General features: G+C 26.9%; 14 protein-coding genes. 3 read left to right on the top strand and 11 right to left on the bottom strand.

Annotated features, from left to right (window positions below; genetic code table 11):
- Nucleotides 1-349: 349 nt before the first annotated feature.
- From BUB25_RS01435 to BUB25_RS01415, 5 genes are all read right to left on the bottom strand, one after another.
- Entirely contained in the window at nt 350-1,414 is a 1,065-nt protein-coding gene (locus BUB25_RS01435; protein ID WP_072938684.1) for a hypothetical protein, read from the bottom strand.
- 14 nt (nt 1,415-1,428) lie between these two features.
- Entirely contained in the window at nt 1,429-1,980 is a 552-nt protein-coding gene (locus tag BUB25_RS01430) for a hypothetical protein (RefSeq protein ID WP_072938681.1), read from the bottom strand.
- A gap of 246 nt (nt 1,981-2,226) precedes the next feature.
- Nucleotides 2,227-4,389: a nuclease-related domain-containing DEAD/DEAH box helicase gene (locus tag BUB25_RS01425; protein ID WP_072938677.1), complete on the bottom strand. Its 2,163-nt coding sequence runs from the start codon at nt 4,387-4,389 to the stop codon at nt 2,227-2,229.
- A gap of 53 nt (nt 4,390-4,442) precedes the next feature.
- Nucleotides 4,443-5,360: a hypothetical protein gene (locus tag BUB25_RS01420; RefSeq protein ID WP_072938674.1), complete on the bottom strand. Its 918-nt coding sequence runs from the start codon at nt 5,358-5,360 to the stop codon at nt 4,443-4,445.
- 1 nt (nt 5,361) lies between these two features.
- A complete protein-coding gene (locus BUB25_RS01415) occupies nt 5,362-7,206 on the bottom strand; it encodes a DUF3696 domain-containing protein (RefSeq protein ID WP_072938671.1) in 1,845 nt (614 codons plus the stop codon).
- Between the two features lie 182 nt (nt 7,207-7,388).
- Here BUB25_RS01415 and BUB25_RS16860 point away from each other — a divergent pair, with 182 nt between their 5' ends.
- Nucleotides 7,389-7,574 carry a helix-turn-helix domain-containing protein gene (locus tag BUB25_RS16860; protein WP_072938669.1) on the top strand — a complete coding sequence of 62 codons (186 nt, stop codon included), beginning with the start codon at nt 7,389-7,391 and terminating at the stop codon, nt 7,572-7,574.
- Nucleotides 7,575-7,592: 18 nt separating this feature from the next.
- Here BUB25_RS16860 and BUB25_RS01405 read toward each other — a convergent pair whose 3' ends face one another.
- On the bottom strand, nt 7,593-8,009 hold the full coding sequence (locus BUB25_RS01405) for a hypothetical protein (RefSeq protein WP_072938666.1): 417 nt from the start codon (nt 8,007-8,009) through the stop codon (nt 7,593-7,595).
- Nucleotides 8,010-8,151: 142 nt separating this feature from the next.
- Here BUB25_RS01405 and BUB25_RS01400 point away from each other — a divergent pair, with 142 nt between their 5' ends.
- Nucleotides 8,152-8,781 carry an HTH domain-containing protein gene (locus BUB25_RS01400; protein ID WP_072938663.1) on the top strand — a complete coding sequence of 210 codons (630 nt, stop codon included), beginning with the start codon at nt 8,152-8,154 and terminating at the stop codon, nt 8,779-8,781.
- Nucleotides 8,782-9,125: 344 nt separating this feature from the next.
- Entirely contained in the window at nt 9,126-9,620 is a 495-nt protein-coding gene (locus BUB25_RS01395) for a hypothetical protein (protein WP_072938660.1), read from the top strand.
- A gap of 184 nt (nt 9,621-9,804) precedes the next feature.
- Here the strand turns inward: BUB25_RS01395 and BUB25_RS16540 are convergent, their stop codons facing one another.
- The 5 genes from BUB25_RS16540 to BUB25_RS01375 all read right to left on the bottom strand — a co-directional run bounded on the left by BUB25_RS16540 (nt 9,805) and on the right by BUB25_RS01375 (nt 18,021).
- Nucleotides 9,805-9,945, bottom strand: a complete 141-nt coding sequence (locus BUB25_RS16540; RefSeq protein ID WP_170066873.1) for a hypothetical protein — start codon at nt 9,943-9,945, stop codon at nt 9,805-9,807.
- Between the two features lie 495 nt (nt 9,946-10,440).
- On the bottom strand, nt 10,441-14,154 hold the full coding sequence (locus BUB25_RS01390) for a YobI family P-loop NTPase (RefSeq protein ID WP_072938657.1): 3,714 nt from the start codon (nt 14,152-14,154) through the stop codon (nt 10,441-10,443).
- A gap of 393 nt (nt 14,155-14,547) precedes the next feature.
- A complete protein-coding gene (locus BUB25_RS01385) occupies nt 14,548-15,072 on the bottom strand; it encodes a hypothetical protein (RefSeq protein WP_072938654.1) in 525 nt (174 codons plus the stop codon).
- 16 nt (nt 15,073-15,088) lie between these two features.
- Complete coding sequence (locus BUB25_RS01380) at nt 15,089-16,585, bottom strand: DUF4339 domain-containing protein (protein ID WP_072938649.1); 1,497 nt, start codon at nt 16,583-16,585, stop codon at nt 15,089-15,091.
- A gap of 104 nt (nt 16,586-16,689) precedes the next feature.
- Nucleotides 16,690-18,021 (bottom strand): hypothetical protein, encoded by a 1,332-nt coding sequence (locus BUB25_RS01375; protein ID WP_139256879.1) that lies wholly within the window; start codon nt 18,019-18,021, stop codon nt 16,690-16,692.
- Between the last annotated feature and the right edge of the window lie 93 nt (nt 18,022-18,114).

Genomic DNA, 18,114 nt, shown 5'->3' with positions numbered 1-18,114 from the left:
ATCTACTTTTTATAACTTTCCATATTATAGTTCATTGCAAAAACCAAAAAAACAATATAAAAGCTTTGTAATGAACTATAATACTCAATTATGTAACACAGCTTGGGGAAAAAAATTACTGGCGCAAGTTGCGAGGCGTACGTGTTTTTGATAAAAACTGTGCCAGTAATTTTTTTTTTAGCGTTGGCAAAGGAGTGACTACTGAAATGTAAAACTTCCTTTTTACCACCGAACGAAAAAAGATATTCTCGTTATTGGAAAAGTAATTAGCGAAATGAAGCAAACAAAGACTTGAGTTTAGGAATACTTGGACTAAATGAAAGTTTTGTGCAGCTGAATGAGATAATGATTAGATAATTCCTCTTATTTGTAAATGATATTTTAAGGATGAAGTTTTTTCGTAATCATCATCAAAAGGCATTTGATTTTCTTGTTCTTCCTGAGAAAGTGTATTGTATTTATTTAATTTTTCGTAATAATGCTTTTCAAGTAGTTCTTGTAAATCAATGCAGTTTTGTAAAATGTTTGTTTTGAAGTAAACAGTATGGTCTTTATGTAAAACACAATTGCCTGTTTGTAAACTTTCCTCAGTCACGATATTAGCACATAATAATATCAATTCGTAATATAAATGTTCATACTTTACTAACCATTTTAATAAATCTATTTCGTTATCAAGATTAATATATTTAAATTCATCAATCGCTATTTTAGCTTCATTTTCAATCATTAAGAATTTATAAATTTCATTGATATGATAATAAAGCCAGTAAAACGAATAATGATGTTTGTAAAAATTATTTATCCAATTCATAGAATTGTATAATTCTTCATAGCTTTTAATCCAAGTAATTATTTGTTCTTTTGAAATTTCACAGTCATTGTGTTGCTTTATTTCATTTAGAGCAGTGATTGATTTATTTTTTAAATAGTTATATGAAGATGAAGGTGTAAAATTTACTTTTTCATCATTATAAACCGAAATATCAAGTTTTCTTTTATTTTCATCGATAACATTCTCATTAGTGAAAAAACCAGAACAAGTATATATGTCCTTTACTGTGCTATCTTCATTTTGTTCAATAATGAAATTAATGTAACGCCCTGTTTTATTGCCTACAAAGGCGATCCCTTTTTTATTTTTATTGGAACATTTATCGGAATTACATTTGCCCTCATAAGGAATAAGTTTATTGTCTTCTTTTTGGAAATCCTTGAAAACTTCTTTCAGTTTTTGAAGGAAAATTGATTTAGTAGTATCTTGATAACTGACATTGTCTTCCAAAATTAATTCAATTGCTTTACAATCCATTTCTGAAATAGCATTAATAAGACTTGATGTGCCTCTTTTTACAATGGTAACATCGCCTAATTGTGCAAGTTGTCGTATTAATTTTAGTTGTTCTGGTGTCATTTTTAAATTAGGGTTTAAAATAATGAAATTCCTCGCTGATATTCTGGCCTTAGTCCTTCGGTAGTATATTTTTTTAATTCGTATTCTAAATGCTCCTGCATAAAATCTTCCCCAAATTCCTCATATACTTTAAAAAATTTCATAGCTATTGTGTTCAAATTATTAGCCGGGATTCGTTCTTGTTTATCTGAGCTAGCGTTTCTGAAAGATGAACAAATTAGAGTGTATATTTCAATAATCTTTTCATCGCTAATGTTCTCTGTAGGAGCTGTATTGTTATATTCGCCAAGTTCTCTTAATCTTTTTACTAAGCTGGTATTTAGTTTATCTTCGAATGAAATTGGTTCTTCTGGTTTTCTTTTCAAGATATAATAACTAAAATAAAAAACAGGATAAAAAATGGTCATAAAGGATCTCGTCAAAATAATAAATGAGTATCTGTAAAACCAACTTTTGTTTTTATTTTCTTTTAAAGAGTATTTATCCTCAATGGCCAAATGTTTGGCAAGTGGGCCAATGAAATTAGATATAATTCCAATACCTAAATATGTTAAAAATTCTATCATATAAATCTTATAATTATTGTAAAATTTCTTGTTTTATAATCGTTTTTATGCTTTTGAACTTCGTTCATTTTTTTTGAATTAAGTAAATTTGCTTTAAAGTGCTAAACATTTAGTCAACTTCTTTTGAGTTTTTGGGAGTTTTACACTAGAGTCATAAAGGTTTTGTTTTATTCCCAACCCAAAGTTTCAATAATCTGTTTTCGGTAGCTTGTGGCTATTTGTTTTGGGGTGTTGCGGATGTATTTGCTATTTATTTGTTTCTATTATTTCTTTCAATTTCAAATTATAAGCTTCATTTCCAAAATTTATAATAATTAAATTTTTTCTACTTCGGGTTAATCCCGTATATAAAATTTCATCAAAAGTTGCTTCAACATTAGTGTGCTTTTTTTCTATTATTAAAAATATCGTTTCGCTTTCCCAACCTTTAAAACTATGAATAGTTGATAATTTTACAGTTCCACTATTCATATAAAAATGTAATTTTTTATTGTTTCTAAGATTTTTTATAGTCTCTCCTTTTGAAATTAAATTGAGATCATTCTTAAATTTATCATATTCTTCTTTTTCAATCGTTAACAAATTTTTCAAATTAATTGATGAAGTATTAAACTTTTTACAATACCAATTTAAAATTTTATCAAATCTCGGATAAGCTAAAGTAAGATCATAAATAGTAAGTAATATTGCAATTTCTGCAAAAGCTTTAGTTGTATCATAGTCATTATCTCTTTTAATTAAATAAATCATTTTATTAATCCACGATGGCAAATTATTAGGATTTAATGTTTTGATTTTATTGAGTAACATTGTATTTACCATTTCTGATGTTTCAAACATTGTATTTGTTTTTTCATTACTAGAATATCTATAATAAGCATCAAATTTTTTCAATAAAGCGATCGAATGACTTAGAATTGTTATGTCATTTGGAATGAAATTCTTATTTATTATATTATCGTGTATTATGGTGTAAAGACTTGATACATTATCGGTGTTTTGTAAATACATATAATTTACATACCCTTCTAAATTCCTTTCAAATTGAATTTCAAGAGAAGTATCTATTTTATTGAAGTCATCAATTTCATATTTATCTTTAAAGAAAAACTCTTGAAATTTTACTGCCAAATCCTTGATTTTATGGTCGGAGCGAAAGCAATCTTTTAATCTAATGAATCCTTTTACGTTTGTATTAACATCTTTAAATTCTGTTTGATTATTATTGTAAATATTTTGTTTTACATCACCAAAAAGCACATATTCTCCTCCTTCAACAAGGAAAAACTCTTTTATAATCTCCATCCAAGGTCTTTTATAGTCTTGGATTTCATCTATAAAAATGGCATCATATTGAACTATAGTTTCTGCATTGTCTGTAAACAATTGTTTATTAGAATAGTAATTGCTTTCAAAATATTTTTCTTTTTGCTCAAGACTTAATTCATTAAATTTTTCAGGAACACTCACATCAACCCCAAGATTATTCAGTTCATTATTTATAAAAGTATGGTAATTGAGGATAATAAAGTTTTCCCAAGGGAATTCTGCTCGAACTTGACTTATTTTGTCGTGAATGTAATTTTTTAAAGTTATATTGTACGTTAATATTAAGATTTTACCCTTTGTTCTTTTATACGCCTCAACTGCTCTTGCTGCCAATATGGTTGTTTTTCCAGAACCAACAACTCCTTTAATTCTTTGTTGTCTGTTTTGACTATGAATGATCTCAATTTGTCTTCGACTATACGGGATATTTTTACCATTTTCTATCAAATGTAATGGCGGACTTAAAAACCTTTTGAAACTTGTGTATAATTCATCAGAAAACAATGCTTGGGTATGATTGGACTTTAATTTTATTGCTCTTAGTAAAGTATCGAAATCAGACTCATTTAAGTTCTCATTACCTATAAAATTAATGTTATATTTTAAAAATTTTTGATATTTAATATCGTATTCAAAGGGTGCAACCAACAAGTTCTCAATTTCCAATTTACTTGCATTATGGAAGTAAATTGCACAAGAAACAACATTTAAAAATCTAAAATTAATAATCTGTTTTTCTAATAGTTGTGGAATATGAAGGTTATATAGATTTTCTTTATATTTTAATACTTGACTTATTGGCGATTTTATTTTTGCGTTATTATATTTTACAACCCAATTTTTTCTTTCATCTAATTTATAACTTTCTAAATTATAGTCTTTTACTTCAATAATTAGTACACCAAAACCTTTTCTTAAGATAACAATATCTGGTCTGTCGCCATTTAACATCGGATTAAAATAGATTTCAAAAGAATCATCTAAATTATTGACGAGGTATTTTAATAGATGTAGCTCTCCTGGTTCGGGCTGTACTTTGCTATTCAAAATAGTCTTTAAATCAGGATGCAAAACTGCCATTTTGTTAAGGTTTTATTATTTGTAAAATAGTAAATGAAAGCTCTTGATTTCGTTTAATTCGGATAATAAGCATTCATTCTCTTATCAGTTAGTAAGTTTTGAAAATGATTATCCATTTTTCTCAAATGATTACGCAATCTGTTATAGGTGTATTTTTCAAAAATAGTTTCAATGATTATTTGTGAATTAGAAGTTAATTGCTGATTAAAATTAAACCCAATTGCACAATCTATTATGTAATGATTAGAATACAACAATCTGTCGTGTGAATTTAAATTATCTACATTGTTATGCACAATCTTGATTTCAGAAGTTGGATATTTTTCTTTCAACAAATTGTAGATAATATCTGTTTTAAACGGAAATTTTTTATTCAGAATATCAGTGTAAAAAAGCTTTTTAGTTTTTTTGTTCTTTGAAATCACTTTAATTAGAGGGTAAACATTGCTATCATAAAATTCGGGTTTATCTAATAAATAAGCATCATTGATAATAATTTTGTTTAACGGCATTAATTCCTGAATGTTTTGTAATGTTTGTTCCCACCCCTGAAACCCTTCACTCAAATCAATCTTAAAATGACATTGTTTGATGATGTTTTCTATCCTTTGCTGATAATTTTCATAAGAAAAACACAAAGCACCTTTACGCTCTGCCTCATTAAACCAATCCTTATTATTTTGTGTAAAAATCAAAGTTTGTTCACATTTTGACTTTTCAAAAAAGTAATCTTTTATTGATTTTACGGCTAACGGACTTTTACTTTTATCGCAAATTGCTTTAAAAAACGAGTTTTCACTTTTCAAAAAATCAAGTTGCTCTAGGGATTCAATTTCGCAATCAATAAAACACTCCACCTCTGCGTATTCTTTTAGAATTGTAGCCACAATTTTCTGGGAACTTGAAGCAGATGATTCATCAAATTCAAGATAAAAATTATCCAAAAACTCTTTTTCTATATACAATTCCATACTAATTGTTTTGTTCTTGGTTGAGTTTCATTAAATCAAATTGCAAACGGGTGGTTTCATCATAAAATCCTGGCCCAAAAGTATCCGATAGATTTCCGTTTTCTCGGATTTCAATTTGCTTAACTTTTGGCTCTTGCGGGCTTACATATTTGTCGGCATTAAAATAGTATATGCTTGTGTCATCGGGACTAATATCTCCTTTGGCTGTTAAGTATTGCAATTTTCTAATTAGATACTCACTATGAGTTTCTATTATCAAATTAAGTCTCGGAAAAGTTTTTACGGTCAACGCAAATATGTCCGCTAATTTGGATTGCAAATTGGGGTGTAAATTGGCTTCGGGTTCTTCAATAATTAAAATTTCTGAATTAGATTCAACAGTGTTTATAATTTTTAACACAATAGGAATCAATTGCGAAAACCCAAAACCTAAATCGGCTAATGCAACATCTTTGTCTTTCTGTTTGATGTAAATTACTGAAATTACATTTTCATAACGAACTATGTCAAGAGTGCCTTCGATTTCAAGAATTTCTAATACTTTGTCAAAATATTCTCTATTATTATTGTCAAAAAGACTAATAAAGTGTCTTGTAAATTCAGGTAATGTTTTTTCATAATCCTCCTGTGAACTTAAATATTTATCTTTATATTTGAAAAAATCCAACACAATTTCATCAATATCATTTTCAGATTTATTGCTTAAAATCCTTTTTTGACTGCCTCGGTTGGCTGATAAATAATTAATATTCTTAAATACTCTTTCGTTTGTGTTGATGAATTTTGAAAACTGGTCGAATAATGATTCTTTATAAAAACCTTTGTCTTGACTCATATTAAAGAAAGGTTGGTTATATAATTTTTCATTAAAAATCAAGTTGCCTAACGCTGTTTCTTTAATTTCAATATTTTTAGATTGTAGTTCGTTTTTAAAAAATTGGCTTATTTGACTTTTAACTCCTTTATTAGTAAAAGGTAAAATGGATTTTAATATTGAAATTAAATCCTTGCCGTATTCCAGATTATCAAGATCTATATCAAATTTATGAGTTGAAAATAAAGTGTTTTGTAATTCAAGAATTTTATCTTGATATAAATGAGTAATTTGTTTACCGTCCGCAATTATGTCATACAAAAGATAATTTTTTTCTAAAGCGTTAATTTCGTTATACAAAGCTATTGTTCTATAAATGTCAAGATTAATTGTTTCTTCTTTATGATATAAATCAATCAAATCTGGAAAAGTAGTTTTGAATATTTCGTGATTACCAACAACTAAATCAGTCAAGATTATTGTTTTGTAATCTCTTTTATTATTTTCTTTAATTTCGTAAAATTTTTGTTTCAATTGTTTTGAATAAATCAAATCAATTAAAAAAGTAATGTTTAAATTTAAAATAAAAGAATCAAATGGAGCTCTTCCACTTATATATTCATCTGATTCTATTCCAAGTTCGTTAAGACTTTGTCCTGATGTAAAATCATTATCATAATTACACTGGAGTAAGGTATTTATGTTGTTTGAAATGGAAATTTTATTGATTTCATTTTTTCTATAAGTTAATTGGACTTTAAAATCATCCGTTAAAAAAGGGATTTCATTATCAAAAAACAATTCTAAAGTGTCTTGTTTGTTTTCCCAATTCAAAACTTTGTCAAAACTCTCCAAATTGTGAAGTCCTTCATTGAAATTTAATTTATTAATGCCATTTTTAAGCAACAACAAAAGCTTGGTAAAAGAACTTTTCCCAGCATTATTCGGACCCGTTAAAAGTGTAATTGGTTTTATCTCAAATTCGGTAAACTCCTTGAAAACTCTAAAATTTTTAATACCTATTTTGCTCATTTTTTCTTATTTATTTTGTTGGTGCAAACCCGAAGTCCTTGATATGCAATAAAAGTCCTGTATGGATAGCGCAGAATTGCATTCTGCGTACACTTCAATAAGCCAATAAACAAATCTAACTACAATTATTAGAACAAACTATTTTTCAAACAAAAAGCTATACCGTTTTTTGCTATCCGCAAATGGGTATTTATTGCATATCAGTCCGATCGGGTTTTACTCAAGAACAATTGGCTAATGAACTAGGTATTGAGATTTCTCAAATTAGTAGAATTGATAGAGGTGTGGTTAACACCTCTTTTTCAACCCTTTATTCTATTTCTAAAGTTTTAAATGTTGATCTTTCTGAATTCTTTGTTTTTGATTAATTATAGTTATCTAAATTTTTACTTTCTTTTAAAATGAAGTTCATCAGTTGAATTATTATTGTCAATTCTGTACAAGATTAACTCATCTTTGGTTAAACTAAATTTATTGGTTTCTTCTAAAACTTCTGTTTTTGGGTTGTAAAATTTTATGAAATCTCCATCAATTTTATAGCTATAATTATCTATGTAACCTTCTTCGTTAATAATGCAAGCATTTGTCTGAAATTCATAGGTTAGACAAGAGAAATCTTCACCACAAGACTTACTTACTTCGGTGACTCCATTATCAACTCGCTTATAATTCCACCATTTACCAACAATAGTGCTAGATTTGGATGATTCGTCCTTACTGTCCGAGCTACAACTTGTAGTTAATGAGAGCGCCCCAATAAATAGTAATACTAATGTTCTTTTGAATTTTACTGTTTGTTTCATTTTATAGGTTTTTATTTCTTACTCGTATGGCTTTTCAGATACGCCCCGTTTTTTTGTTGGTTTCTGGACTCCAATTTTTAGTAATCACTAATTTTATTACAAGAATAAAATGTATTATTGCAGTGTATCTGCAATTTTTATTATGCCATCAAATTTAAACGCTCTACTACGCTATAAAACGATTGACGAATGTCTTTCGAACTCTTTTTTAGAATGCACTATTGAAGTTCTAATTTCAAAATGTAACGAGGTTTTATCTGAACAACAAAGCAATGAAACCAATGTTTCTGAGAGAACCATTCGAAATGATATTCGTATTCTTCGCAGTGATGCTTTAGGGTTTAATGCGCCTATAATTGTGAAAAATGGAGTGTATAGTTATGAGGTTTCAGGTTTCTCCATTTTTTCAAGACCAGTGAAAGAAATGGAACTTTTGATAGACATACAAACGCTGCTAGTTGAAGAATTTGATAATATACAAAACCCTAATCTTTCTCATCTTATTATTGCACTTGCAGAATTGACAAAGGAAAAAGTTCCAAGAAAATGTGCTCCTCCTGGTTATGGTATCTTTGCTAAGAAAATATCAAATCCAAATGCTAAAATAACTTATAGCCGAGCACTTAATGACTATATTTATAAGGAATACCATTTTAAAAAATTTCCTAAAAAGAAATTCTTATTTTTCAACGTACAACAAAAACCAGTCTTACCTGAATGGCATTTTATTTTTGATGCAATTTGTAAAAACGTTCCTAAGAAGGAAGTATAAATGCAGATTAATTTTTGAAACGATTGGAAATAGCTTCGTAAATTTTTGGTTAATAGAATTTCAAACCCGACAAGTTTTAAAAAAACCTGTCGGGTTTTTTAGAAGAAAATGAAACGCTACTTTACTCTAAATCGAAATCAAAAGAATTCGAATTTAATTTAAACAAGAAACAAAGAAATTTAATTGAACAAATAACATCTGATTCAAATTATCACTTTTTAGATCCTACTGCAATAAAATGGGGAAATATAAAGAAATCGCTTGAAGCAAAAGAAATTACCATTGAAATAATAAATGTCCCTGTAAACAGAGTAGGAAAAAATGATAAAGGCTATTTTGCATTATTGATAAAGAAAAATTCAGTTGTTCCAGAAGTTATTTCATTGTTTTTGGAAAGCGAATTGACTACTATTTTAAATAAGAAAGGAAATACGGAAGCAAGGATAAATTCTATTTATCAACAGAATAGCGATAAACTAAGTAATTTGATTTGGAAAAAAATTGAGAATAAAATTTCTCCTAATGACAAGATTTATTTATCAGTAAGTGGCTTGCTTCATACCATTTCTTTTCCTGCATTATTGAATGAAATGAAAGTCGATATTACTTATCTCGGAAGCACGAAAGAGCTTATTGAAATAAAAAAAGAAACTTCTAAAAACAGCACTATTGCATTATTTGGCAACATTAATTATGGCAAGAATAAAAATAACGATAGTATAAAAATACAAGGCCGAAATTCAAGTTTTAATTTATTGCCCTATTCTAAAAATGAAGTTAATGGGATAAAGTCAATTTTTGAAGCCAATAATGCAAACTACTTGGTCAGTAATAAGTAAAGCGTCAATTTGAAGTCTTTCGTCCACTTCACAAAATGGGCTCCCAATTAAGAGCCCAGAACGTCCGTTGTCTACGAAAGATTTATGTAAGTGTCTTGCAAACTCTCGGAAAAAGGTGTTTTCGTAATTTCTTGAGTATGTGTTCTTTCTAACTTCTAACATCCGATTGAATTATGAATTTGTTTTATGCGATAGAAAAAATCATTTCGAATTTTGAGAAAAAGTTTGGCAAATAAATAAATTCACCATTAGTGATTTTATTTAAACCAGTTTTAGGAAAAGTATTATCATTTCCATTGCCCCCAAACATATCTAATTGCGCCATATACAAATGTAATTAAAATTGATGTTCTTTGATTATGCTTTGTTTTAATATTAATTGCACTTTATTGTTTGTTTTTATAATAAATACATTGTGTTGATTTTGTTGAACTTAATATTTAATTACAGAAAAAAATATTTATTTATTTTAAAGATTAAGTTTATTTTTTTAAACTAAACGAGGATTTTGTGCAGCTGAATGAGGTAATGACTATTTGAGTATTTCAATACTGGTGCAAGTTGCGAAGCGTACGTGTTTTTGATAAAAACTGTGCCAGTAATTTTTTTTGGAGCGTTGGCAAAGGAGTGGCAACTGAAATGTAAAACGTCCTTTTATCACCGAACGAAAAAGAATGTTCTTGTTATTGGAAACGTAATTAGCGAAATGAAGCAAACAAAGACTTGAGTTTAGGAATACTTGGACTAAATGAAAGTTTTGTGCAGCTGAATGAGATAATGGATAAAACTCAAAGGCTCAAAATGAATCTATTCAAAAACATTAAATTCTGCTATTTATAAACGGGAATAATTCAATTTGTTTATTATCCTTTGATGCTTTCTTTTTACTTATTAATTTACCTTCAAGATTATTGATTAATTGTTGGTTATAAACTGTGTTATCCACTTTGGGATGTTTGCCTAAAAGTAACTTTGAAAATTCTTCAATTTTTTCAATAATTGCGATTAAATTAATGTTTTCTATAAAAGTGAAATAATTATTAGTTAACTCCACTTTATGTTTAAGTGTGGACGAATTAGATATTAATTCGGTTAAGAGAACAAAACTAATTTTATTAATTCTATTATTTAATAAAAATTCGCTCAACTTAATTAGTAATTTTTTATTGTCAATTAAAATCGTATCGGTTGTGCTTTCTATGATTGATAATTTTTGTGAAGTATTAAAAATTTTAGAATTTAATATTTCTAAAATAATAGAACTATTCAAAGTATATTCCTCAATTGATTTTATAAAATCATTAACATTTTGTTCTACAAGAAGAATTAACAAATCATTATATGATTCATCAATCATAGTGTAATTATCAGTCGATAATAATATTCTTTTAGATTCAATTAATGATTTCATCTTTGAATTGCTAATACTTATGAATTCATTCCCATCTTTATAGGCAAATGGGAGACTATAAGTTAATTTAGAAAAACTCTCATCTGAAATATTGCTATTAATTAAATCTTTAGGAAAACTAGTTTTTACACCTGCATCTGAGTCATCAATAAAAGGTGGTTTTGAAAGAATATTATAATTATGTTCAAGATTTAAATAATCTATTATTGTTTCATCAAATTCTTTTGATTTTTTATAATAGGCCATTAAATTTTTCCAAGTTGGAATTATTTTCTCATATATTATTAATGCTGATTGGATTTCAATCTCATTGATTTTTGACAAGTCAACTATTGAAAACTTGCCTTTTTCTATAATATCAAAACGGATGTTGATTTTTTCGTTATTAAGAATTGAGCATATACTTTCTTGAGATTCATTAGAATTATTTTCTAATTTCAGAAAAACATTTTCTAAATATATTTCTAAATTGTCTTCAATATATTTAATGAGTTTTGGCTTTCCTGAATTTTTAATTGTTGTATAATTTGATGTTTTAAGATTTTCAACATTAGTTCCATTTTGATTAAAATTGGTTATAAACAATTCAATCATTTTTTCATTTATTACATATTTGTTTTTATCATAAATAAATTCAAAAATATTTTTATTTTCTTTATTGTATTTAATATTTTCAAATTCTATTGTTGAGTTTTCTAGAAATTTTTTGAATGTTTCTAAATTAGTTTCTTTAGGGTTGAGATAATTTAGATTTTCTAATTTAGAAATATAATTTGATAGTATTTTTTGGTTATCAATTTTATCAATTGTTTTTATATCAAGATATTTGAAAATGTATTTTAAATATTGCTTGATTTTTTCGTCAGGAAGATTAGACTTATTGAAAATTAAATTTAATATCTCACTCCAATTGATGAATATAATTTTAAATAATTCAGCTCTATTGTTTTCGTTAGCATACTCAAAATAAGCATCAATAAATTTAACAGATTTTTCATTTCCTTTGCTTAATAATGCAATTATAGAGTTTAATTTTGCATTGATTTTATTTTCAATCAAGTAATCAATCAAATAAAAATTTAAGATCGCTTCTTGATAATAATTTTCAGGCTTTATTTTTTTTATTAAAGTTTTAACTTCTTTTAGTTTATGATTATGAGATAATGCTTTTTCGCTGGGAAGTAAACTAATTAAAAAATCATTATCTTCTTTAGTAATACTACCAGGATGAAAATAAGAAATGTAGTGGTTGTAATCTTCATTTATATATCCTTTGATTAACAAATAGTTGATTAATTTATAATTGTTAATGATTTTCTTTTCTGAATAATATTTTTCAAAATAAGGTGCTGAATTATTTTCATCTAATAACTCAAATAATTTTTTTGAATTGAGTTCTTGTTTTTTATTTTCGATATCGATTAATTCAGTTTTAATTTGATTTAGGTTTTCTTTTTCACCGCTTTTAAGTGTTTCTAATCTTTCAGAATAAATTGAATTATCTAATGCTTTTTCAATTTGGCTAAATGAAACCCCACTAGCTGTTGAATTGTAAGTAGAATAATAATAATTAATATTTGGTTGGTTTTTAAATAACTCAAAATATTCATCTGTTAGAAGATTTTCAATTGAACATTTAGTTTGTTTTAAGTTAAAACCAAAAACCGAATAATTATTTTGAGAGTTAATTATTTCGCAAAATTTTAAAATATAAAGCATTCTTAATTCTTTTATATTTTTGATCTTTTCATTTTTAATGTTCTCTAATTTTGGATTCAATTCTAAGTTTATTTTTGTATTAAGACTTTGAATACGTTCTTCAATTAATTCACTAGAATTTTCAATAATTTTATAAACGTAACCTTGATTAGAATTTAATTCATTAAAATCTGTTGGTTCAATATTCTTATATACCATCATTGCTAATAAATTATTGTAATTGTCTAATTGTTTGCCTATGATTTTTTTATAAATCGTATATTCATTATATATTGATTTAATTGTTCTATAATCATTCAAAAACAAACAAACATCATCAATAAATTCTTTTGATAATTTCTTGTTTTTAATATCTAAATCTAATTTTTCTAAAAATTTAGAACTTGAACTTGTATAATTTATAATAGGAATTACAGGAATAATAAAATCAAAGAATTTAGCTCTTTCACTTTCTTTAAAAACATCGTCAGAAACGGCATAGATAAATGTTACTTTCCGTTGGTTTTTTATTGGTTCATAGTTATTTATCAAATTATTAATTTCTCTTAATTTTATAAATATTTCACTTTTATTTTTAAATCTGTCAATATCTTGAATAAAGACAATTTCAATTGGATTTTTTTCAAAAAAATATAAAATTTCATCAATTTCATTTTCGAAATTTATAGTTTTTTTGTCTTGATCATTTTCAAAATCAGTTTCTTTTATTTTAAATTTTGTCAATTTAAAATTGATAATAAAATTCATTACTTTATTTAAGATAATGCCTGTTCCAATAACTAGATAAAAACCATAAAAGAAATCAAATCCTTTAATGTGAAAATAAAGATGAAGATTTCTTTTAAGATTTTCTAAAAATTCAAATTCTATAAAGTAAGATATTGAAAATAGCCATAGTGAAAAGAATATTGTTTTTGACCAAATTCCAGTATGATTTTCAATTCTTTTAAAACGTGATTCAGGAATTTTCTTATGTTCAACACTATAAAAAAGTTGTTTTAAAATGTTATATTCTATTTTATCAGTTACTAATGTTTTTTCATCAAATGTTGCAAGTGAAATGTTTAAGTATTTATATTCAAGATGTTTGTGTTCAAATGTTTTTAAAATTGAGCTTTTTCCACTTCCATATGGACCAGTTAGGGCAAGATTTTGAATATTAGGATTGTCTATTGCAAACTTAATTGTAGTGCTGTGACTATCTTCTTCTTCATTTAAAACAACAGGACTAAAATCTTCTAAATTATCAGGATTTTCATAATTATTTATACCATTTATTTTTCTTAAATAATTGGTTGAATATTTTATTACTATGAAAAGAATCAGTTTTAAAATTTTATTTTTTTTAATTTTAAATTTTTCTAAAAATGTAGATTCATTTATATTCACTTTGACTTGACTCATATCATAATATGTTTAAAGAAAACAACTTAAAAATTAATTGTAAGAATTGTTTCTGCTAAATTAATTTTTTTAAAAGTTGTATTCTATTTTAGTTATCAACAAAATGTATAATTAGTATTTTATTTAATTCAAGATTCACACCTCAATTGAGGTTAGATTGCTGCTATAAACTGTGTATTTACTTTCGAAGTTTTAGTTCACTTCAAGTGTATCTATCCTCTATAATATTTCTATAATTGGATGGAGATAATTTCTTTGATTTTTGTGGTGAAGGTTGTCTTGGTTAAAACCGCGTTGAAAACGCTACGATTTGTTTTTCTAATGTGAGTAGGTACTCGCCGCAGGCAAGCACCTGATATGGATACAAACGAGGACAAGAGGGGTTTATTGCTGTTATATCTTGTAAATTAATAGTATTAGTGCAATCACAAATGTTACCGCTTGCAGAATGAAAAAACACCAAGTTGCCTTACCTAAATATTTTGTAAAGCAATTTAGACTTTTTATTTTGTCATTAAGTTTTTTTTGTGTTAGCTCTTCGCAATTCTCATACTTAATTTCATTTTTCACTTTAAACAATAATATTCTTTTGCGAATAATTGTCTTTGTGAGGCGAAAATCAAAAAGTCGACAAAACAAAGCGACAATTCCAAAAATTGATGAAATTGTAATAATAAATGCAACTGTCTGTGGAAGTATATATCCCCAAGCATATTTTTCTTTGAATATCGGTTTGTCAAAGTTATTGATTATTAAACCTACTGATGCAATTGAAATAGTAAACAGAAGGTTGATTGAAAATGTAAGTAAAGCGATTTGTTTTTCTTGCCAACGTATAAAGCGTTCATTTAAAGATTTTAAATGATTGGCTTCTTCGCCTTCAAGACTGTACATAGATTTTTCTCCAAAAGTTGGCATTGTGTTTACTATTAAATTACTGATTTGTTTCTTCTTTTTGTGTGCTAATATCTTCGTTTTTTATTTCTATAGTTTCTTTTGCTCCAATTCTTTTTAATGTAACAACGCTTTTATCTTTTATTGAGATTAGAGATAAATTATCGACATCAATTTTGTCAATTTTATAAAATAATTCTTTGTTTGGATATGATAAATTGATTGTGTTCCCTTTGTCGGTAATTTTTAATGTTCCTTTGTAAACTTTGTCGTTAATTATTTCAGTAAATGTTTGTTTTCCAAAAAATGAGTGTTCAAAGAAAAATATTTGTTCCTTATAAAGTAGGTTTTGCCATCTTTTACCATACAAGTTCAAGTTTCTAAAATATTTCGGTTTAGATATAAAAGCAATTAATAGTATCAAGAATATTAAACCAATGGCGATTCCGATATTGGTCAATAAATCTTTGTTTATTTTACTGTCGTTTTCTGTTAGTTCATAATGTTCTCCATATGTTTTATAATATACAACCCAGTTTTCATTATTAATATTTGCTCCGTGGTCACCAGAACTTTCCCAAGAAGCGGCAAATGTACCTGATGAAGAATATGATTTAGGTTCTCTATTCTCTAAATAAAAATATTCATTTCTTAAATCTGGAAAATTGTTAATGTCAATAAATTTTCCTGGAGAATACGCTCCTGGTGATTTTTTATCTTCTTTTGTGAAATATTCATACGCACTACGATAAGCATCACGTACAGAAGTTCTATAATTTTGGGATTGGTAACCTCCACTAATTTTAAATTTACCACCCAAACCATCATCCATATATTGCGGAGCAATATATGATGAACTTGGTTTTTTATATCCCATATCTCCAGAATATGATGTCAAAACATCAAAACTTTCGTCACTTTGTTTTGTTAATTGTTTAATTGTAAAACCACCACTTTCAGCAGTAAAAATTGTGTAAAGTTTTTCGGTTTCCCACCAAGGATTTCTAATAGGAATTGAAAGAGGGTCATCAGTTAGGTTCTGTTTTCTTTTTCCGTAATCTATATTTTTTAATTTACCTTCCGTTAAAGTTATTGTTCCGTCAATAATTAAACTTTTATTGTCAAGGACATTATTGATTTTTAATGAAATTTCATCTTTTAGTTTTGCTTTTTTAGAGTTTACAATATAAAAGCCTATAAATATTGCTAAAAGAATAAAGATAACAATAGAACCGAAAATTTTAAAAGAAGCCCAAAATTTTATGTTGCTATCTTCAACATTATTCATTTTTTCGTCTAAAATTTCATTCTCATCATCTTTAATCGAAGATGATGATAAAGTGTCTATTATTGGTGGTGGCGGTGGCGTTTTTTTTAATACAATTTTCAACTCATCAACATCTTTGACTTGTTTCCAATTTTCAAATCCATCTGACCAAACTAAAGTTTCTGGTTTTAGTCCAATTGTTTTTAATTGGTCAATAGTGAAAGGACCTTTTTGTTCCTTTTCGTCCAAGTAGTAAAATTCTTTTTCCATTAACTGTCTGTTAAATTTTTATTCGGTCGCCCAAAATGGCTGGTAACCAGCGGCGCTTTGCGAAGTGCTTTGAATTTCTCAAAGCGCTGTTGTGTGCCCGTGCATTATTTCCATTTAAAATCGTCATTAATCATATAATAAACAGCATCAGCATTTAAAGATAAGCAATAAACAGACGCTAATATTAATGCATATTCATATTTCATTCTTTCACCTTTAATCAAATACTCCTGTGTTTCTCCACTCATTCTAGTTTTGTTATATGAAATAAAAGCAATATCATTTGCCTTATCCATACCAATTTCATTAATTTGAAGTAATATGTAATTATTACTGATTGGTGTATTATTAAATGCAAAGCTGTTCTCAGCTATTTTAATAACTTCTTTCTGAAATATAGGTAAAAGAGAAATTCCAATATCTTTAAAACTAAATGGAGAGGGAGTTTTAATTAGTTCTTCTTTTGAAACTTTTATCGGTACTATTGGTTTTAAAAAGTCATCATTTTCAATTCTTTCCTTTTCTATCCATTTAAGGTAATCCTCCAAATTATTTTTAAGCAAATAACTATCAAAAATACTAATGTTTTTTTTAACAAAATTATAGCTCTCTAAATCAAAGATAGGCATAACAACTCCAACTGGAGGACATGATTCCATCCCTGTTGTGTCAAATCTAGGCCTTCCTTGTTTTCCATAAAAATCGGATTCTTTTCCCCATTGAATAGGAGGTTTTACATATCTAATATTATTTAACTCAAAATAAATATCTTTAATGGGTGGCTTCGTTCTTTCTATTTCATTACTAATGATTTGTTGTGTCATATATTCATTAACCTTAATACTCCAAGCCTCTCTTAATTTATCAATAAAATCAATGGGCTTTTCTTTATTTTGTATTTCAACATCTTTAAACATCGCTGTTGCAATTGTATCAAAGCCGTCTGAAAAATGATAGATTCCACAAATAATGAGCATGTCAATATTTGATGTGTCATTTTTTGCTCGCCTAACAGCTATGTCAAAAAACTCATCAGGCAAGGTCATCGATAAACCATTATTCACGATTATAGTAATCTTATATTCTCCATTTTCTGATGAAATCTTGAGTTGTTGAGATACTTTTTTTATTGCAGTCTTTATAGGCGTAGAAAGCTCATTGTAATATTTCCTTTTGTTTTCAAAATCAAGGTCTAATGGATTTATAATTACAGTTTTTATATCAGACCGAAACAACTCAGCTAGTTTATTTTGTTTTGATTGCTTTTCAATAGGCTCTTCCTCAATGATTTTTAGTTCAATCAGAATATTTTCATATCTATAATCGCAATTTTTAGTTTCAATTGATGGATCATATGTAAACCTTTCACCATCGACCATCGCAATTATATCATCGAAGTCCTTTTCAGTTAAGCGTGAAAAATTTAAATATTCCATCTGTTGTATTTTCTTTATTGGTGGTGGTTCTTTCGCATGGCACACAACTTGTATATACTCGCTATAAAGTAGCGCCTATACAGCCAAAATTGG

This window comes from Flavobacterium granuli, from assembly GCF_900129705.1.
Lineage (GTDB): Bacteria > Bacteroidota > Bacteroidia > Flavobacteriales > Flavobacteriaceae > Flavobacterium > Flavobacterium granuli.
The sequence above is the reverse complement of the archived record's forward strand: the minus strand, read 5'-3'. Positions and strand labels throughout refer to the sequence as shown.